Annotated in this window: 13 protein-coding genes; 7 read left to right on the top strand and 6 right to left on the bottom strand. The window is 48.0% G+C overall.

The features are described 5' to 3' along the window. The 6 genes from ilvD to AC4IFB_RS15270 all read right to left on the bottom strand — a co-directional run. Nucleotides 1–1,312: dihydroxy-acid dehydratase (gene ilvD / locus AC4IFB_RS15295; protein WP_490780603.1), on the bottom strand; the 1,312-nt coding region annotated here is incomplete at its 3' end. A 526-nt stretch (nucleotides 1,313–1,838) separates the two neighbouring features. Continuing rightward, complete coding sequence (locus tag AC4IFB_RS15290; RefSeq protein WP_490775453.1) at nucleotides 1,839–3,422, bottom strand: SulP family inorganic anion transporter; 1,584 nt, start codon at nucleotides 3,420–3,422, stop codon at nucleotides 1,839–1,841. Nucleotides 3,423–3,480: 58 nt separating this feature from the next. Beyond that, nucleotides 3,481–4,335 carry a c-type cytochrome gene (locus tag AC4IFB_RS15285; protein WP_490775454.1) on the bottom strand — a complete coding sequence of 285 codons (855 nt, stop codon included), beginning with the start codon at nucleotides 4,333–4,335 and terminating at the stop codon, nucleotides 3,481–3,483. Nucleotides 4,336–4,612: 277 nt separating this feature from the next. Beyond that, a complete protein-coding gene (locus AC4IFB_RS15280; RefSeq protein ID WP_490780602.1) occupies nucleotides 4,613–6,934 on the bottom strand; it encodes a response regulator in 2,322 nt (773 codons plus the stop codon). 291 nt (nucleotides 6,935–7,225) lie between these two features. Further along, nucleotides 7,226–7,702, bottom strand: coding sequence for a hypothetical protein (locus AC4IFB_RS15275; RefSeq protein WP_490775456.1), 477 nt, complete (start codon nucleotides 7,700–7,702; stop codon nucleotides 7,226–7,228). Between the two features lie 497 nt (nucleotides 7,703–8,199). Continuing rightward, the gene (locus tag AC4IFB_RS15270; protein ID WP_490780601.1) at nucleotides 8,200–8,703 is read right to left on the bottom strand and encodes a hypothetical protein; all 504 of its coding nucleotides are present in this window, start codon (nucleotides 8,701–8,703) and stop codon (nucleotides 8,200–8,202) included. 330 nt (nucleotides 8,704–9,033) lie between these two features. Here AC4IFB_RS15270 and AC4IFB_RS15265 point away from each other — a divergent pair, with 330 nt between their 5' ends. From AC4IFB_RS15265 to hybE, 7 genes are all read left to right on the top strand, one after another. Then, on the top strand, nucleotides 9,034–10,158 hold the full coding sequence (locus tag AC4IFB_RS15265) for a hydrogenase small subunit (protein ID WP_490775458.1): 1,125 nt from the start codon (nucleotides 9,034–9,036) through the stop codon (nucleotides 10,156–10,158). Nucleotides 10,159–10,169: 11 nt separating this feature from the next. Further along, entirely contained in the window at nucleotides 10,170–11,138 is a 969-nt protein-coding gene (gene hybA, locus AC4IFB_RS15260) for a hydrogenase 2 operon protein HybA (protein WP_490780600.1), read from the top strand. After that, nucleotides 11,135–12,289, top strand: a complete 1,155-nt coding sequence (gene hybB, locus AC4IFB_RS15255; RefSeq protein ID WP_490775460.1) for a Ni/Fe-hydrogenase cytochrome b subunit — start codon at nucleotides 11,135–11,137, stop codon at nucleotides 12,287–12,289. Before hybA ends, hybB begins: the two co-directional genes overlap by 4 nt. Beyond that, nucleotides 12,286–13,989: a nickel-dependent hydrogenase large subunit gene (locus tag AC4IFB_RS15250; protein WP_490775461.1), complete on the top strand. Its 1,704-nt coding sequence runs from the start codon at nucleotides 12,286–12,288 to the stop codon at nucleotides 13,987–13,989. The genes hybB and AC4IFB_RS15250 overlap by 4 nt, the downstream gene beginning before the upstream one ends. A 19-nt stretch (nucleotides 13,990–14,008) precedes the next feature. Next, a complete protein-coding gene (locus AC4IFB_RS15245; protein WP_490775462.1) occupies nucleotides 14,009–14,593 on the top strand; it encodes a HyaD/HybD family hydrogenase maturation endopeptidase in 585 nt (194 codons plus the stop codon). Between the two features lie 74 nt (nucleotides 14,594–14,667). Further along, complete coding sequence (locus tag AC4IFB_RS15240; protein WP_490775463.1) at nucleotides 14,668–14,940, top strand: HypC/HybG/HupF family hydrogenase formation chaperone; 273 nt, start codon at nucleotides 14,668–14,670, stop codon at nucleotides 14,938–14,940. 19 nt (nucleotides 14,941–14,959) lie between these two features. Next, on the top strand, nucleotides 14,960–15,550 hold the full coding sequence (hybE, locus tag AC4IFB_RS15235; RefSeq protein WP_490780599.1) for a [NiFe]-hydrogenase assembly chaperone HybE: 591 nt from the start codon (nucleotides 14,960–14,962) through the stop codon (nucleotides 15,548–15,550). Nucleotides 15,551–16,094 lie beyond the last annotated feature (544 nt).

The raw sequence follows: 16,094 nt of genomic DNA, 5'->3' as shown, positions 1-16,094 counted from the left end.
CGATACACCCTTGTTCAGCCAGATTTCCAGAGAGTACGGCAAGGCCGCCATCTTTTGAGTAGGCGTGCTCTAAGTCCCGAATACAACCTGCAGCGCGATCCAAGTCGAGTGCCGGCCAGCGAGCCTGTTGACTAAATGCCACCTGAGTCGGCACACCGCCAGGAGCAGCCAGATAACGCGTCTGAACCTGCTCCTCTTGAGTGCGAATCACATCCCAGCTCTGCAAAGCATCGCCGAGACTTTTCGCATACACCGTGGGTACATCACGCTTGATCAAGCCAGCCCGATCCAACTCACCCAGGATGGCGATCACACCACCAGCCCGATGAACATCCTCCATATGATACTGTTGAGTAGCGGGGGCAACCTTACAAAGATTTGGCACCAGACGACTCAAGCGATCAATATCTGTCATGGTGAAATCGACCCCCGCTTCATGGGCCGCGGCAAGCAGGTGCAACACAGTATTGGTCGATCCACCCATCGCTATATCGAGACTCATCGCGTTCTCAAATGCCTGGAAGGTCGCAATCTCTCTGGGCAAGGCGGTTGCATCATCCTGCTCATACCAACGTCGGGCTAAATCCACCACCAGGCGACCAGCTTCGAGAAAAAGTTGTTCGCGATCAGCATGGGTTGCCAACAGTGAACCATTGCCTGGCAGAGAGAGTCCCAATGCTTCGGTAAGACAATTCATCGAATTGGCAGTAAACATGCCTGAGCAGGAGCCACAGGTCGGACAAGCGGAACGCTCGATCTGAGCTACATTCTCATCTGACTCCTGAGGATTGGCTGCGGATACCATGGCATCCACCAAATCAAGATGCAGCTCCTGCTCCTGCCCCTGAAGTTTGACCTTACCGGCTTCCATGGGTCCGCCGGAGACGAAAACCGTAGGAATATTCAGTCTCATTGCCGCCATCAGCATGCCGGGGGTAATCTTGTCGCAATTGGAGATACAGACCAGCGCATCTGCACAATGAGCATTGACCATATACTCAACAGAATCAGCAATAATATCCCGGGATGGCAGTGAATAGAGCATGCCACCATGCCCCATGGCAATACCGTCATCTACCGCGATGGTATTGAACTCCTTTGCAACACCGCCGGCCGCTTCGATCTCACGGGCCACCAACTGCCCCAGATCCTTAAGATGAACATGGCCAGGTACAAATTGGGTAAATGAGTTGGCCACCGCAACGATTGGTTTCTCAAAATCATCATCTGTCATGCCTGTGGCCCGCCAGAGGGCGCGTGCGCCCGCCATATTGCGGCCCTGGGTCGTTGTACGTGAGCGGTATTGTGGCATCTCAAGCTCCGAGAAAAATGGCGACAGGAAATTGCTATTATGCCTGTTTTCTGAGGCCTCGAACAAACTCAAATAACCACAATATTACTACTGCCACGTATTCACTCGGTTCTCCTATGGGAACAGAGAGACAACTGGCAAATGCACTCTGACCCGAATGGCACTTACTTAAGCCGTTTTGGTGCACCCTACCGTTCAATTCAGGGCGTAGGGTGGGGCCCTGCCCCACCAAAATAGCTTGGTTACCTCAGAAAATTCTCGTTCTACGTAACAAATCCCCTTAAGTAAGCGTCATTCCGGCCTAGGGCCTGTCTTTTAAAAATCATATTGTTAGAGGTTTCAAGCCTGCCCTTGCTCGGTGTTGCGGCTGTTGACAAGGGAACAACTATAGCCTGCGAGCTGCACCCCGAAGGAAGTGCCCTTGGGGTGCGCCTTGATCAAGGGCAGGCTTGAAACCCTGAAGACGACCTACTTAGTCGCCGGGTTAATCGTAAGAGCTGACATATTCCACTGTGGGGAAAATAGATTATGTTTGAGTCTGCTGTATAAACTGCACAGGCTCCCCTAGCATGCGGTTTTCGAATTGAGCCTGAAGGCGAGGGGAGCTGAGTTGAATGGCGAAGAAGGTCTGTTTGTTGTTGCGATTGGTTAGCTCTTTGGCGATAGCCTCTGTCGCTGACAGGTCGAGATAAGAGACAACACTAAGATCCAGAATCACATTTTCTGTGCGATGACGCTTAAGCAGTTGGCTGAGTTGATCAATGGAGGCATAGAAGAGATGGCCTTCGACACGGATTCTAACCGAGACAGCCTCATGCTCCACCTGGAGTTCCAATCGGGAGGCTGAAAGTACAAACAGTAATACAGACAATACCAGCGCTACCACCAGTCCGGTTTGGAGCCCGACAAAGATAATACTGAGCAGAGTAACTGCAAACACAGTCAATTCACCACGCCAGGTTGTCAGGCGTCGAATCTCATCTGTCTTGATCATGCCAATGCCCACCAAAAACAGCGTACCTGAGATGACGGCCATCGGTAGGTAGGTGAGGACAGGGCCAAGTACAAGAATCACTACCAGGACTATTCCTGAAGAGACAATGCCTGCCAGTGGGGTCTTAATATTCAGGGATTGATTCACCGCAGTACGATTGAAGCTGCCTGATCCGGCAAAGCTGGAGAAAAAAGGTGCAAGCAGGTTGGCCATGCCCTGAGCGAAGACCTCTTTATCGGGTTGAATGGGTTGATCGGTATCGCTTCTTAAATGTTTTACAATGACCATCGATTGCGCCAACCCTATAAGCGAGATGATTATCGCGTCGGGCAACATGGAGAGGCCAACCAGGAGATACTCAGTACCTACCGGTGGATGAGAGAGGGGCAGCGGGGTGATTGGCAAGTACCCCAGGAGTTCCAATTCCATATCGACTTGTGGAAACTGTGCCATCTCAAGCAAACCGCAGAGATAGCCTGCTGCAATGGCTATCAGGATCGCATAACGGGTCTTGTAGTGTCGCGCGACTAGTCCGGTCACGACTGTTACCACTCCCACACTGAAGCTATAGGGGTTTACCAGATTTTCTGCGTCGTCGAACAGCAGATAGAGCTTTTGGAAAAAAAAGAGAGTACCTGAAGTCGAGAGTCCGAGAATGCCGTCCAAAGAGGAGAGAACCAGAATTAAACCTACACCGGTAGTGATACCAGTGATGGCCGCAGGACTCAAATACATAAAAAAACGGCCGCCCCGCAGTAACCAGATTAACAGCTGAATGATGCCAACCATGAAACTGAGCATTAGAACATAATCAATGTAGAGCGGACTCCCCCGACCTGCATAAGGCGCAACTGCCACGCCAATCAGTATCGCCACTGCCGTATTGGGGCCGCCAAGCATGGAGCTGGTGCCGAAAAGACTGGCAAACAGGGTGACAAAGATTGAGGTATAGATGCCATATTCCGGTGGTAATCCAGCCAGATAAGCAAATGTGATCCCCTGGGGAATCACCAGAATTGCTCCGATGAGCGCACCAAAGAGTTCACTCGAGTAGTTGATATTAGTCGAGTTGCGAGGATGCCAGGGGAGAACTTCAGGTAGACGATTCAATGCCATGGCATTTTCACCGGTTTCTCTAGTTCCGATATCGTTATTGGATAGCCAACAAAGTAACTCATTGACTGAAGATGCCTGACACCGACTCAAGTAATTTGAGTAATTTATATTTGCGTGGGTCTCCTGGACGGATCTGGATGTTGATATAGGCTGCGACATCCAGTGCATCCTGATGACTGAGTGTACGCTCCTGCCCAAGGGGCATATTTGCCCAGATGAATCCGGCTGCTCGCTTCACATCAGCCATGCCGGCAGCTTCGTTATAAGAGTCGATCCCCCACAATGGCGGTATTGTGGGTATGCCCACTCCACCCTTCCCATGACAGGCAGCACATTTCTGATCATAGATGGCTTTACCTGAGGCGGGGTTAGGGTCATAACCTGTATCGGGTATAGTCGGTACCCCTCGGCCTTCAGGGGCCTCGCCGATCGTCTCACCATGAGACAGATAAGAGATATAGGCAGAGATAGCCATCACTTCAGGAGCGTCTTCAGGTGGCATAATGCCATCAAGGCTGTAGACAAAGCACTCACGGATACGCAGGCCGATACCGTTTCGTCGACCATTCTTACTCCGCCACTTGGGATACATGCCGGCCACATTGAGCGGAATCGCATCTCTTCGACGTCCGGCATCAAGGTGACAATTGGAGCAGCGTAAACTGTTGCCTGTGTAGCGCGCACCATATTTTTCAGTCTCAGTGATGATGCGATAGCCGTAAATCACATTACTGTAATAGTCATCCAAATAACTTCTTTCCAACAGATTTTCTATTGGCAACTGCTCTGCTGCCACGAACCTGAAAAAGAGGATAGCGCTAAGAAAAATCAGTCTCTTTGAACCAGATAAGCGGAGATGTGTCAGTATATGAATGATGCCGCTGAAAACGGCTCTCATTTTCCATCTTGTCATCCGTTGAACACCAATCCCATGTCGAGCAGATAGCTAAGTAAATGCCACAAGTGAGCGTTAGCCCGGTGTGGCGGCGTAACATCCATGACAAGTGATTAAGCGGTCGGACAGCGTAGTCGCTAAAGCTAGCGACCTTTTATGACGGTTCCATGCCTGTGGGAATGTAACATAATTGGTATGGTTTGAGGAATTGGATTCTTTTGCTGTAGATCAAAAAAATAGAGGTTTGGTTGGATATGAAGTAAGCATTATCGAAGATCAAACAGTTGGAATAGTTCTAATCGTTATAGCTTGATTGGACAAAATCTGCTGCTTCAGACCAATACAAACTACTAAGACCAAACTTATCAACTGTTGGTAATATGATCTTTGCATTAAGTGAATGTACTTGGGTAGCAATTTCATTTGTCTCCTCGAAGCTGGTATTGAGCATGGAGACGTGAGGTCTTACGCCATCTGCATTCAGATAAGCAAGTACTTTATATGCTGTCTCGTTACAGGCGAAATTACCAAGCAGAGTGTTTATGCCCATAGCAGAGAGTTCACCAAGAAAGTAGCGGGCCTGCTTAAGGTTTTTTGCGAGAGAAGGTAGGTCAAACTCTATCATCAGGCCAGTGCCAACCAGTTGCAATCTACGCAATTCAGACTTTATAAACTCGATTATTACCCCATCATTCATCGCAAGAGCGGAGATGGAAATAATAACTTGAGTCATATCACCAACCAGTGAAAATTCTCCGAGCATTCTTAACGCGTATTTACAAATATACTGATCAAACTCAGCGTTTAAACCGTGCTGCTCTGCTGTAATGAAAATGTTGTCTGAAGTCAGAATGATATCTGTTGCAGGAGCAGGTTTTGGCAACAATTCTATAGCTACTATTTCTACATCTTGAGTCGAGTTAAATTGCTGCTGTCGAAACTCAATAAGAGCAGTTTCTAGAGCACTTTGAAACTGTTGTTTTTGGAAGTCATTAATGGATGTTTCTGTCTCAGCTGGCGCCTCTATCTGTTCTTGATGGTCAAGATAGGACTCGGAATGACGGCGAAATGCCATCAATGATGCAGTTTCTGACTGTGCCAGCAGGATGTCAGGGTCATTTTGATTGAAATCAATCAAAGTTTTACCTATGCCAAACTCAACACCATCATGAATATTGGCTTTTAATCGGTCGAATAGCTCTGTTCCAAATTGATTGAATTCATCCAAGGTGTTTCGAAATAAAAGAATTGTCAGGCTGTATTCTGAAGAGCGCGCAAGATAGTCGTGCTTATTGAGAGTAGAACCAACCAGCTGAGTTATCTCTTCAATGATGTTACTGTAGTCTTGATTGTTATGGTATTGCTCTGGGTCAGCATAAGTTATTGTAAATAACCCGGCTACAGATTTTGCTGCCTCTACATTCTGGCTCATGCAATCCAGTTTTAGCAGTAGAGCTTTTCTGTTCTGTAAGCCAGTTGAGTAATCTATATTTCCTCTGGCGCCCGCTTCGAAAATAATCTGGGCTCTATTGATTCTTGTTTTTACAGTAGCCAAAAGATGTTGTGGCCTGACAGGCTTAGTTAAAAAGTCGTCTGCACCAGAGTGGAGAGCAAGAAGCTTCTTCTCCATACTCTCCTCACCCGATAGAAAGACTATGGGTATGTTTGCCAACTCTTTTTTATCACGGATTACTTGTGTGAGTTCAATGCCGTTGGCGCCAGGCATATAAAGATCCATTAATATAAGATCAGGTTGGAACTGCTTTACTGCCTCCATTACACCTAATGGATTGGTTATCGATCGTGTTTTTAAACCACCTTTTCGCAATAATGTACTGGCAAACTGAGCCTGCGATTCATCATCCTCAATGAGCAAAACACGATCTTTGGGTTTTACATGGGGTGAGATTATCTGCTTGATGCTCAACATCAGGTCGTTGATGTTTATTGGGCTGGTGAAGCATTGAGTGACACCTGTGCGAAGTACTTCAAGGCGAATTTCAATATTGCACTCGCCAGTAATAAAAATCAGTTCTGGCCTGGTCTTCTTGTTTGGGTGTAATTCGTTGAGAATCTTGTTGATCTCACTCATATCATCAATAAATTGTGTATCGATAAGAATGAGTTTTACGCTCTGTTCGGTCAGAAAATGGCGCAGGTCAACGGTGAGTTCCAGATTAAGGACTCGCCATTCATTCTTTTCAATTGCTGCAGTGATCTGCTCCCCACTACTCTCGCTGCTGTGTAGATAGACGAGGTCATAATCTGGCTGTTGCCCAACTTGATTTTGCTTAGGTTTCTGGGCAGCGATAATCATCTGTTTCAACTTCTCAAGCAGTTGATTGATTTGTCTGATTTCGGCGGAATCGGGCTGGGCTTTTTCTTGTGTTATATCCGTGATTGCCTTGTCAATTTGCTGGGAGAGTTCGTGGATATTGACAAATCCTTCACTCTGACTGTTTCTGGATAGCTCACTAAGATGGCGTAAGGCCGATCTGACACTCGAAGCATTCCAGATGCCTGAGGGCAATACTGGCCAGTTTGCTTCGATATTCGTGAGAATATCAGAGAGCATTTGTACAATCTTGGCATTCTGAGAGTCTGCACTACTAACCATGCTTTATGCCTACAAGTCTAAAAAAATTAGGATCTGGATTTAATCCTGATACCATCACTGTCAAGCAATAGAACTATTTTCGGCTACTATCCTTCTATCTTGAATTTTAAGGATAAAAAGCATCAATATCAAAGGGGTAGGTTCTAAAATTGACGATGGCGCATCCTTACGCCAGATGGCTACTTGCTAGCATCTATTTCGTCATTGGGGATATGACTGGAAAAAAGAACAGATTGACATCTGTTCTGACAGCTCTATCGATATGGTGAGGGGTAAAAAATGGTGTAGTAATTATTCCTTATTCATACTATCCATAACTTCAGCACCCTTTTCTTTAGTGGCATCGTACATCTCACCAGTTGTTTCCTTTGTTTCTTGATAAACTTCGGCGCTCTTCTCACTGACCGCAGTTATCGCCTCAGAAGTCTCCTCTTTCACAGTCGCACCAACTTCAGAAGCGGTCTGCTTGGTGTTTTCATAGATCTCCTTGCTTGTGTCGACGATAGCAGTAGCTGCATCACTACCCATCTCTTTAGCGCCTTCATAGACCTCTTTGCTCTTAGTGGCAACAGTATCGGCGGCATTGCTAGTGACCTCTTTGGTCTTTTCCCATGTCTCTTTGCCAGCTTCAGATACTTTCTCAGTCATGCTACCAGAAGCACTTTGTTTCTCCTCAACTGCAATGGTGTCACCAGAATTACCCGATTGACTGCACGCTGCCAGACTTAACAGGCTCAGTGTTGCAATGATTTGTTTGATTTGACTCATATACCTATCCTCATTATTTATTTAACAGATGATTATTGCCTTAATAGAGGTGCCCTTTATACATTGAAGTAAGCCTAACTATCTGGAGTTTTGCGCCACAATTAACTTTATTTTACCTTCTACCCGTCATTTGCAAGGGAGGGAGCTTATAGGTGTAGATGTTCTATATGTGAGTCGGTAGAACAATATGAGGTTGATAGCTGTCGCCAACCCATTGAAAAATAAACAATTGAAGTGTCAGGTAGAAAAAACTTACAAGTCATCAGTATCTTAAACTAGGTGGGGAGAGGGGCCGGGGGAGAGGGGGAGAATGATTGCCCTATTTTTCCCAAACAATCAGCAAGATACATATGAACGATCAGTGTGGTTTTTCTCTTTTAACCACATGAAACGCTTCGCGTACACCCTCTCCCCAACCCCTCTCCCGTAAAGGGAGAGGGGCTTTCAGAGTTGTTCTGAGAAGATTGAAAGTTAATGGGGCTGCAGTGGTTCGGGCACTATTTTTTATCGTTCTTTGAGGGGGATGTTTTCAGCAACGCTCTAATTTCATCTTCATCATTCGAATAAATGATATCTGAGACCTTACCCTTTTGCGTAAAAATCAGAGTTAGTTTGTCCTCTTTTTTGGGTATCCAGGCAACTTGATCAACTTCTCGGCTCACCAGAATTGGTGAGGGTATATCACGCATCTTCGGTAGGGCGATAAATCTGCTTATTAAGGATGGCATGCCGCTGATGTCTGCAATGTATGCGGCTTGAATGTTATGCATGTGACCAGTTTTAACATCAGCCAGAATCTCAGCCATCATCGATCCGGTGTATTTGCTGTGGGAATAGATGAGAAGCCTGCTATCAGCGCCAATTAAATGGGGATTGCCGTGCTGATCGATAAATTTTACCTGCGGTACTGCTTCTGAAATCTGAATCGTTTGGGCTTGTAGTCCTGATGGGAACACAAGTAGTAACACGATCCATTTAAATTTGAACAAATAGCTGAACACGATTCATACCCGATTTTTACTTTGGTTCATGTTAGCTAACCCCAAAGGCGATCACATTGCGATATTTCAAATTATGGTCGCCATTTTTTAATCCCGAAATAGACCATTTTTGAAGAACCGAATGGATTTCAAAGTGAAAACATTGTTTTCAGTAGGGGAATAGTGGTGGCAAGTAACCTTACAAAATGTGCTGAATATTAATTAAGAGATAGTTAAATAACTAATTGTTTAATATAGAGAATAATTAAACGGCATAAAATTTGCGCTTTGTAGGGGATTTTGTCCATGACTGATTGGACCCGTCACGCCTAAATAGATACCTGGAGATTGATGATGGCAGAGAACGATTTCGATTTTTCAGCTTTGGAGAAGCGCCTGGGCGTCTCCCGCAGAACCTTTCTGAAGTTCTGTAGCGGTGTGGCGGCTTCTCTTGGTCTCCCTTCCGGCGCTGCAATGGCCATGGCGGAGGCAGTGGCTGATCCAAAGCGACGTCCGCCGGTGATCTGGCTTCATGGTCAGGAGTGTACCGGTCCCAGTGAATCTCTACTGCGCTCAGAACAGCCCTCCCTGGAACATTTAATACTCGATCTTATCTCCCTCGACTACCACCAGACTTTAGATACAGGTGCTGGACACCAGGTAGAGGATATCAAGAGAAAGGCAATGCAGGATAATAAAGGGAAATACCTGCTGGTTGTAGAAGGTGCCATTCCACTGGCCAATGATGGTATCTTCTGCAAGATTGGTGGTGAGACCATGGTTGATATAACCCATGAGGCCGCGGAACACGCAGCAGCGATTGTCGCTTTTGGCTCCTGCGCCAGTTGGGGAGGTGTTCAATCAGCAGCTCCGAATCCTACTGGTGCTGTTGGTGCACCTCAACTGCTGACAGGCAAGACGGTGGTAACCATTCCAGGGTGTCCTCCCAATCCAGCCAACTTCATCGGCACGGTGCTCTACTTCGTAACCTACGGCAAATTGCCGCCCATTGATGAAAAGGGACGACCCAAGTGGGCTTATGGCAGGCTGATTCACGAGAACTGCTATAGACGACCACATTTCGATGCAGGACGCTTCGCATTGGAGTTCGGAGATGAGGGGCATAAAAAAGGCTACTGTCTCTACAAGCTGGGTTGTAAAGGTCCTGAAACTTATAACAACTGTCCGACATTGGAATTTAATAATGTTGGCGGTGGTGTCTGGCCTATAGGTGTTGGCCATCCCTGCTTTGGTTGTTCAGAGGGGGGGGTGGGTTTCAGCAAACCCCTCTTCAGCCTGGCCGATGTGAAAACCCATACCCCTCCCAACATGTTCCCCTCGATCAGCGACCGTGAAGGTGGCGAGGGAATCTCTCCTGCTGCAGCAGCCATTGCCGGTGCAGCTGTTGGTATGGCTGTTGGTGCCACAACGATGGCAGCAAAGAAGTTGGACAACAAAAACCAAGACGGAGAGTAGGGGGGTATGAGATGAAACGCAGAGACTTTCTCAAAGCCTCTCTTGGTGGCGCCGCGCTGTTGGGTAGTGGTGCAACTCAAGCCAGAGGTAACCTGGAACCGGCGGAAGAAGCCATCGGTATGTTGTTCGACTCTACCTTATGTATAGGTTGCAAAGCCTGTGTCAGTAAGTGTAAGGAGGTGAACGACATGCCCGCCACGCCTTTGGGTGAAGAGACCCAGTGGGATGCAGCCCGAGACCTCTCGCCTGAGACATTGAATGTAATCAAAGTCTATAGTGAAGGCGAAGCTAAGCTTAAGGATGCCGTGGTAAATGGCTACGCATTCGAAAAACGCAGCTGTATGCACTGTGTCGATCCGGGGTGTGTCTCGGTCTGTCCTGTCACCGCAATGCAGCGTAATCCTAAAACCGGTATCGTCACTCACCACCCTGATGCCTGTATTGGTTGTCGCACCTGTATGGTGGGCTGTCCTTACAATGTGCCGCAATTTGATTACGACAATCCTTTTGGTCAGATCCATAAGTGCCAGATGTGTAACCAGGCTGGTGTCGAACGTATCGATAAAGGTCAGATGACAGGTTGTGCTGAGGTTTGTCCCACCGGGGCTACGTTGTTCGGTTCCCGGACAGCACTGCTGGAGGAGGCGAAGCGACGCGTGGCGCTGAAGCCGGGAGAGACATACAACTATCCACGGGGTGATGTACGAAACCCCAACAGTCATCACGATAAAGCGCTACCGGCTTATCAGTCCCATATTTGGGGTGAGAAAGAGGCGGGTGGTACCAACGTCTTGCATATCTCCTCTATTCCGTTCGATAAGTTGGGTATGCCACCTCTGCAAGATCGCTCCTACGCCTCTGTCTCAGAGACGGTACAGCACACACTCTATAACTTCATGGCACTGCCGGCGGTTGCTCTGGCAGGGCTGACCTATGTGGTGCGACGAAACACAGATGATGATGAAGGGGGTGAGTCATGAGTGACTATCAACCGCTCAAACGGCCAGTGGTTACCCTGCCATTTATTGTGCTCGGTGTTTTGGCTTTGATTGGCACCTACTATCTGGTGCAACGTTTTATGCACGGCATGGGGCCGGTTACCAATCTCAATGGTGGCTATGCCTGGGGTGTCTGGGTGGTCTACGACGTAGTGGTAGGTACTGCTCTGGCCTGTGGTGGCTACGCATTGGCCATCACTGTATATGTGATGAACAAAGGCAAATACCACCCTTTAATACGCCCGGCTCTGTTGGCCAGCCTGCTTGGTTATGGCTTGGGCGGTGTCGGTGCATTGATCGATATGGGGCGTTGGTGGCAGTTCTACAACATCTTCACCCCCTGGCACATGAACTTTAATTCAGTGATGCTTGAAGTCGGTCTCTGTGTCGCGACATATATTCTGGTGCTCTGTATCGAGTTTGCTCCGACACTGTTGGAGAAGATCGGTGCTCAGGGGCTGGTAAAAGCACTTAACAAGGTGCTCTTTCTCTTTATAGCTCTGGGTGTGTTGTTGCCAACCATGCATCAATCCTCTCTCGGTTCCATGTTGATCGCGATGGGTTATAAAGTTCACCCCCTCTGGCAGTCAATGCAGCTGCAACCCTTACTCGCAATTCTTACTGCACTTACTATGGGTTTTGCGGTTGTGGTGTTTGAGGCTTCTTTCAGTAGTGTTGGTTTCCGTCGCCAGAATGAGACACCGTTACTGGCCGGCCTCGGTAAAGGGATTATGGGACTGATAGGTGTATATCTACTGATCCGCTTTGGTGAGATTCTGCTGCGCGGTAAGTTGGGGCTGATCTTCGCCGGGGATTTTGCCAGTATGATGTTTCTGCTGGAGACCGCTTTGTTTGTCTTTCCGCTGATGGTTCTGAGTTCCGCCAGACAACGTGGCCATGGCCCAATACTGCTCTGGGCATCGGTTTCGATGCTGTTTGCCGGATCGCTCTACCGCTTTAACGCTTTTCTAATTACTTATGATCCTGGCCCTGGTTACAGCTATTTTCCCTCCACCTCGGAGATCATGGTTACCGTCGGCATGGTCGCCATCGAAATAATGGCCTACCTGATCATAGTGAAAAAATTCCCCGTGCTACACAACGCATCAGACCTTGAGGAGATTCCATCGTGACAACACGTATTACTGTCGACCCGATAACCCGCATTGAAGGCCACTTGCGCATCGATGTCGAGGTGGATGATGGCAAGGTCAGCAAGGCCTGGTCCTCTGGTCAAATGTGGCGCGGCATTGAAAAAATTCTGGTTGGCAGAGATCCGCGTGAGGCCTGGACCTACACTCAGAGGTTCTGTGGTGTCTGTACTACAGTGCATGCCATCACCTCTGTCAGAGCAGTGGAGAATGCCCTCGATCTGGAAGTGCCGGTCAATGCCCAGCTGATCCGAAACATTATCCAGACTGCTCATGCTATCCAGGATCATATTGTTCACTTCTACCACCTCTCTGCGGTCGACTGGGTGGATGTGGTATCTGCTCTTGATGCCGATCCAGTGGCCACGGCGAAGCTGGCGGAGAGCCTTTCAGACTGGCCACTCAATGGGCCCCATGAGATGAAAGCGGTTCAGGAGCGACTGAAAACTTTTGTTGGTAGTGGTCAGCTCGGCCCTTTTGCCAGTGGCTATTGGGGACATCCGGCCATGAAGTTACCGCCAGAGGTCAATCTGATGGCGGTTGCTCACTACCTTCAGGCTTTGGATGTACAGAACTACGCCAACAAGATTGTTGCTGTTCTTGGCGGCAAGAGTCCTCACATTCAGAATGTCGCCGTAGGTGGTGTCAGTAACTCTATCAGCCATGATGCGCCCTCAGTGCTTAACATTGAGCGACTGATGCTGATAAAAGGATTCATCGACAAGTTAGAGCCCTTTATAAAATCGACCTACCTGGTTGATGTGCCTGCGGTAGGTGCTTTCTATCTTGATTGGGCTGGTATCGGTGGTGGCGTCAACAACTATCTGACTGTGCCCGATTGTCCTCAGGATGCAAAGGGTACAATATTTGATCTGCCTGGAGGTTACATCGAGAACGGCGACATCAACACGCTTAAACCGATTACCACCTTTGGTGATGCCTACTTCCGTGATGGTGTCGCAGAGAGTGCCAAGCATGCCTGGTACGAAGGGGGAGATGCGCTTCATCCCTGGGTGGGCGAAACAGAACCTGAGTACACTGATTTTCAGGATGAAGGAAAATACTCTTGGGTGAAGGCGCCCACTTTCTATGGGAAACGGGCTGAAGTCGGGCCACTGGCCGATGTTTTGGTCGGTGTTGCGAACGGTCATGATGGCTATACCAAATATCTTAACCAGGCAATGGATACCCTCAAGTCGGTATCCCAAAACCCCGATATCCCTCTCTCGGCAGTGAACTCCACCATAGGTCGACATGCTGCCCGTGCTGTCCGCTGTGCAGTGATGATCGATACCCTCAAGGATCAGTGGCAGAAGCTGGTCGACAATGTGGGTACTGGTGATACTGATACGTTCAATGCGCCGGTCTTTCCTAAGGGTGAGATAAAAGGTGTCGGCTTTCATCAGGCACCTCGTGGCACACTCTCTCACTGGGTGGTGATAGAGAATGGTAAAATCAAAAACTACCAGGCGGTTGTACCCAGTACCTGGAACGCAGGCCCACGGGATGCCAATGATGAGATCGGTCCTTACGAATCGTCATTGATGGATAACCCGGTTGCCGATCCTGAAAAGCCTTTGGAAGTGCTGCGCACCGTCCACTCCTTCGATCCCTGTATTGCCTGTGCAATCCACATGGTGGACACAGAACAGCAGGAGATTGTTCGGGTAAAGGCCCTCTGACCCAGCGGAGTCGATTCAAATGAGTAAGCAAGAGAGCGGAAAAGTCCTGGTCATCGGTATGGGAAACGTACTGATGCAGGATGAAGGTATTGGGGTTCGAGCCGTGGAGGAGTTGGAGCAGTGTTACCAGATTCCTGATGGTGTCGAGGTGATTGATGGTGGTACCACCGGTATGGAGTTATTCGAGCCGATGCGGGATGCCCGCTGTCTGATCATTGCCGATGCCGTCAATACTGGTGCCCCTCACGGTAGTCTGGTACGTATTACCAATGAGGAGATCCCTGCTTTTTTTCTGACCAAAATCTCAAACCACCAATTGGGGGTTTCGGACCTGTTGGCGTTATTGAGTCTGAAAGGTGAGACGCCTGAGCAGGTGACTATCATCGGCATGGTACCCCATTCACTGGAGAATCAGCTTGGTCTGACACCAGAGGCAGAGAAAGGGCTGGAGGATATGGTGCAGATGTTGGTCAATGAACTCTCATCTGTCGGTGTTGAACTTCAGCCTCGTGCTCAGGTGAATCAAGGTCACTGGAAACGAGAGGCTGAGTATGAAGTGGCTGCCGGTCTTTGCGGCAATATATCACTCGGAAATGAGTGCTGAATTGCGGTGCCACACCAGCAGCTGAATCTAGCGGCGATTATTTGCTGACGAAAGCAAAACTAAGGAACACTTCCATGTGTGTAGGAATTCCGGCCCAGGTGATTGAGACAGGCGATTTTGTAGCCCGGTGTCGCAGTCGCAATGGCGAAGAACAGATCAATATGATGCTGACCGGGCCGCAACCGGTGGGAACCTGGCTGCTGACATTTCTCGGTTCTGCCCGAGAGGTGATCAGTGAGGAGGATGCCCGTCATATCGATCAGGCCCTGGATGGTTTGAGCGCCATAATGAGCAATGAACCCGATATTGATGTTGACCACTATTTTCCCGGCTTGGGGCAATCCTAAGTCGTCGCAAACGAGAGTTATGATGCAAGACCTGGAAAAACTGACCCAGCAGATTGAGACCGTCTTCAGGGGAATAGAACAAGAGCAGATGCAGGATATACCTTTGCTCAACCCGGCATTGAAGGTAGAAACCATCGGCTTTCAAGATTATCAAGGTCGTTCTGTTGGGGTTCTCATTACGCCCTGGTTGATGAATCTGGTGTTGTTTCCAGGTGATGACGATGATTGGAGTGACCTGAAACTGGGAGATAAGTACCACCACCGTCTGCCTGCCAACGAATATCGATTCATGGTCAATGAAATAGAGGGCATAGGTATCTGCCAGACTCATCCTCTCTATTCACCAATGCATGAATTTATGGATCAGGATCATGCAGTGGCAGCTGCTGAAAACTTTATGAAGACCTTGATGGTAGAAGTTGAAACACCTGACAACGATCCCCATGATGAGGCGCTTTTGGGGCGTATTCTGCGTGGTGAGGAGATGGCAGAAGTGGAGATGGATGGTTTTGCCCTTGCCGAAACGAAATGCAAGCAAGAGGGGGGTAGTGCCGAATCGTCGGAGCAAGAACTCCTCTCGAGACGGGAGTTTCTTCGAGGCGGCGCTTGATCCTAAGAACCATCAGGCATAAGCCCCTGTCGAGACGAAGTTCCTAAAGCCTGTTAACAGGCTTTAAGACAACAAACAAAGTCAGCCACACCTGTGAGTTGCGATAAGCTGAGACAGAGATGGCAGTAGTATGTAATGCCCTCTCGAAAATTATCTATACACTTTCAACATACTTTGTCAGCAAGCCCTGAGTGTGGGGGTATTGAGTGTTTGATATATAAGCTACTAATTGTATAGGAATATTTTGTATATATGATTTGAAAAGTCCGCAACGATCTGCCCTCTATATCGCCCCTTTGGCTCCATTTGAAATTTTACAAAACAGTGAACAGATTAAACTTTTAAACATTTTATGGTTTTTTTTGTGTTGCAATTCACAGTATACTTCCACAACTTAGGAATCGATTGCGGCGCGTATGTTTGTAATCTCGAAGGAACGATTTCTATTCAGGATCAATTGATAAATGTTTAAATAATCAGGGAGTTAGCGCTTTTACTTTGTCGCTGTTTTCACTCTTTTACTAAATCAATGGATTGAACTTTG

This window comes from Candidatus Thiodiazotropha sp. AKIB8 (assembly GCF_058244675.1).
This window is presented reverse-complemented; position numbering and strand designations above follow the sequence as displayed.

Coding starts and splice junctions, on each gene's coding strand:
- AC4IFB_RS15280 (WP_490780602.1), bottom strand. CDS start 6,934: ATGGTTAGTAGTGCAGACTCTCAGAATGCCAAGATTGTACAAATGCTC.
- hybA (WP_490780600.1), top strand. CDS start 10,170: ATGAAACGCAGAGACTTTCTCAAAGCCTCTCTTGGTGGCGCCGCGCTG.
- AC4IFB_RS15285 (WP_490775454.1), bottom strand. CDS start 4,335: ATGACAAGATGGAAAATGAGAGCCGTTTTCAGCGGCATCATTCATATA.
- AC4IFB_RS15275 (WP_490775456.1), bottom strand. CDS start 7,702: ATGAGTCAAATCAAACAAATCATTGCAACACTGAGCCTGTTAAGTCTG.
- hybE (WP_490780599.1), top strand. CDS start 14,960: ATGATGCAAGACCTGGAAAAACTGACCCAGCAGATTGAGACCGTCTTC.
- AC4IFB_RS15290 (WP_490775453.1), bottom strand. CDS start 3,422: ATGGCATTGAATCGTCTACCTGAAGTTCTCCCCTGGCATCCTCGCAAC.
- AC4IFB_RS15245 (WP_490775462.1), top strand. CDS start 14,009: ATGAGTAAGCAAGAGAGCGGAAAAGTCCTGGTCATCGGTATGGGAAAC.
- AC4IFB_RS15265 (WP_490775458.1), top strand. CDS start 9,034: ATGATGGCAGAGAACGATTTCGATTTTTCAGCTTTGGAGAAGCGCCTG.
- AC4IFB_RS15240 (WP_490775463.1), top strand. CDS start 14,668: ATGTGTGTAGGAATTCCGGCCCAGGTGATTGAGACAGGCGATTTTGTA.
- hybB (WP_490775460.1), top strand. CDS start 11,135: ATGAGTGACTATCAACCGCTCAAACGGCCAGTGGTTACCCTGCCATTT.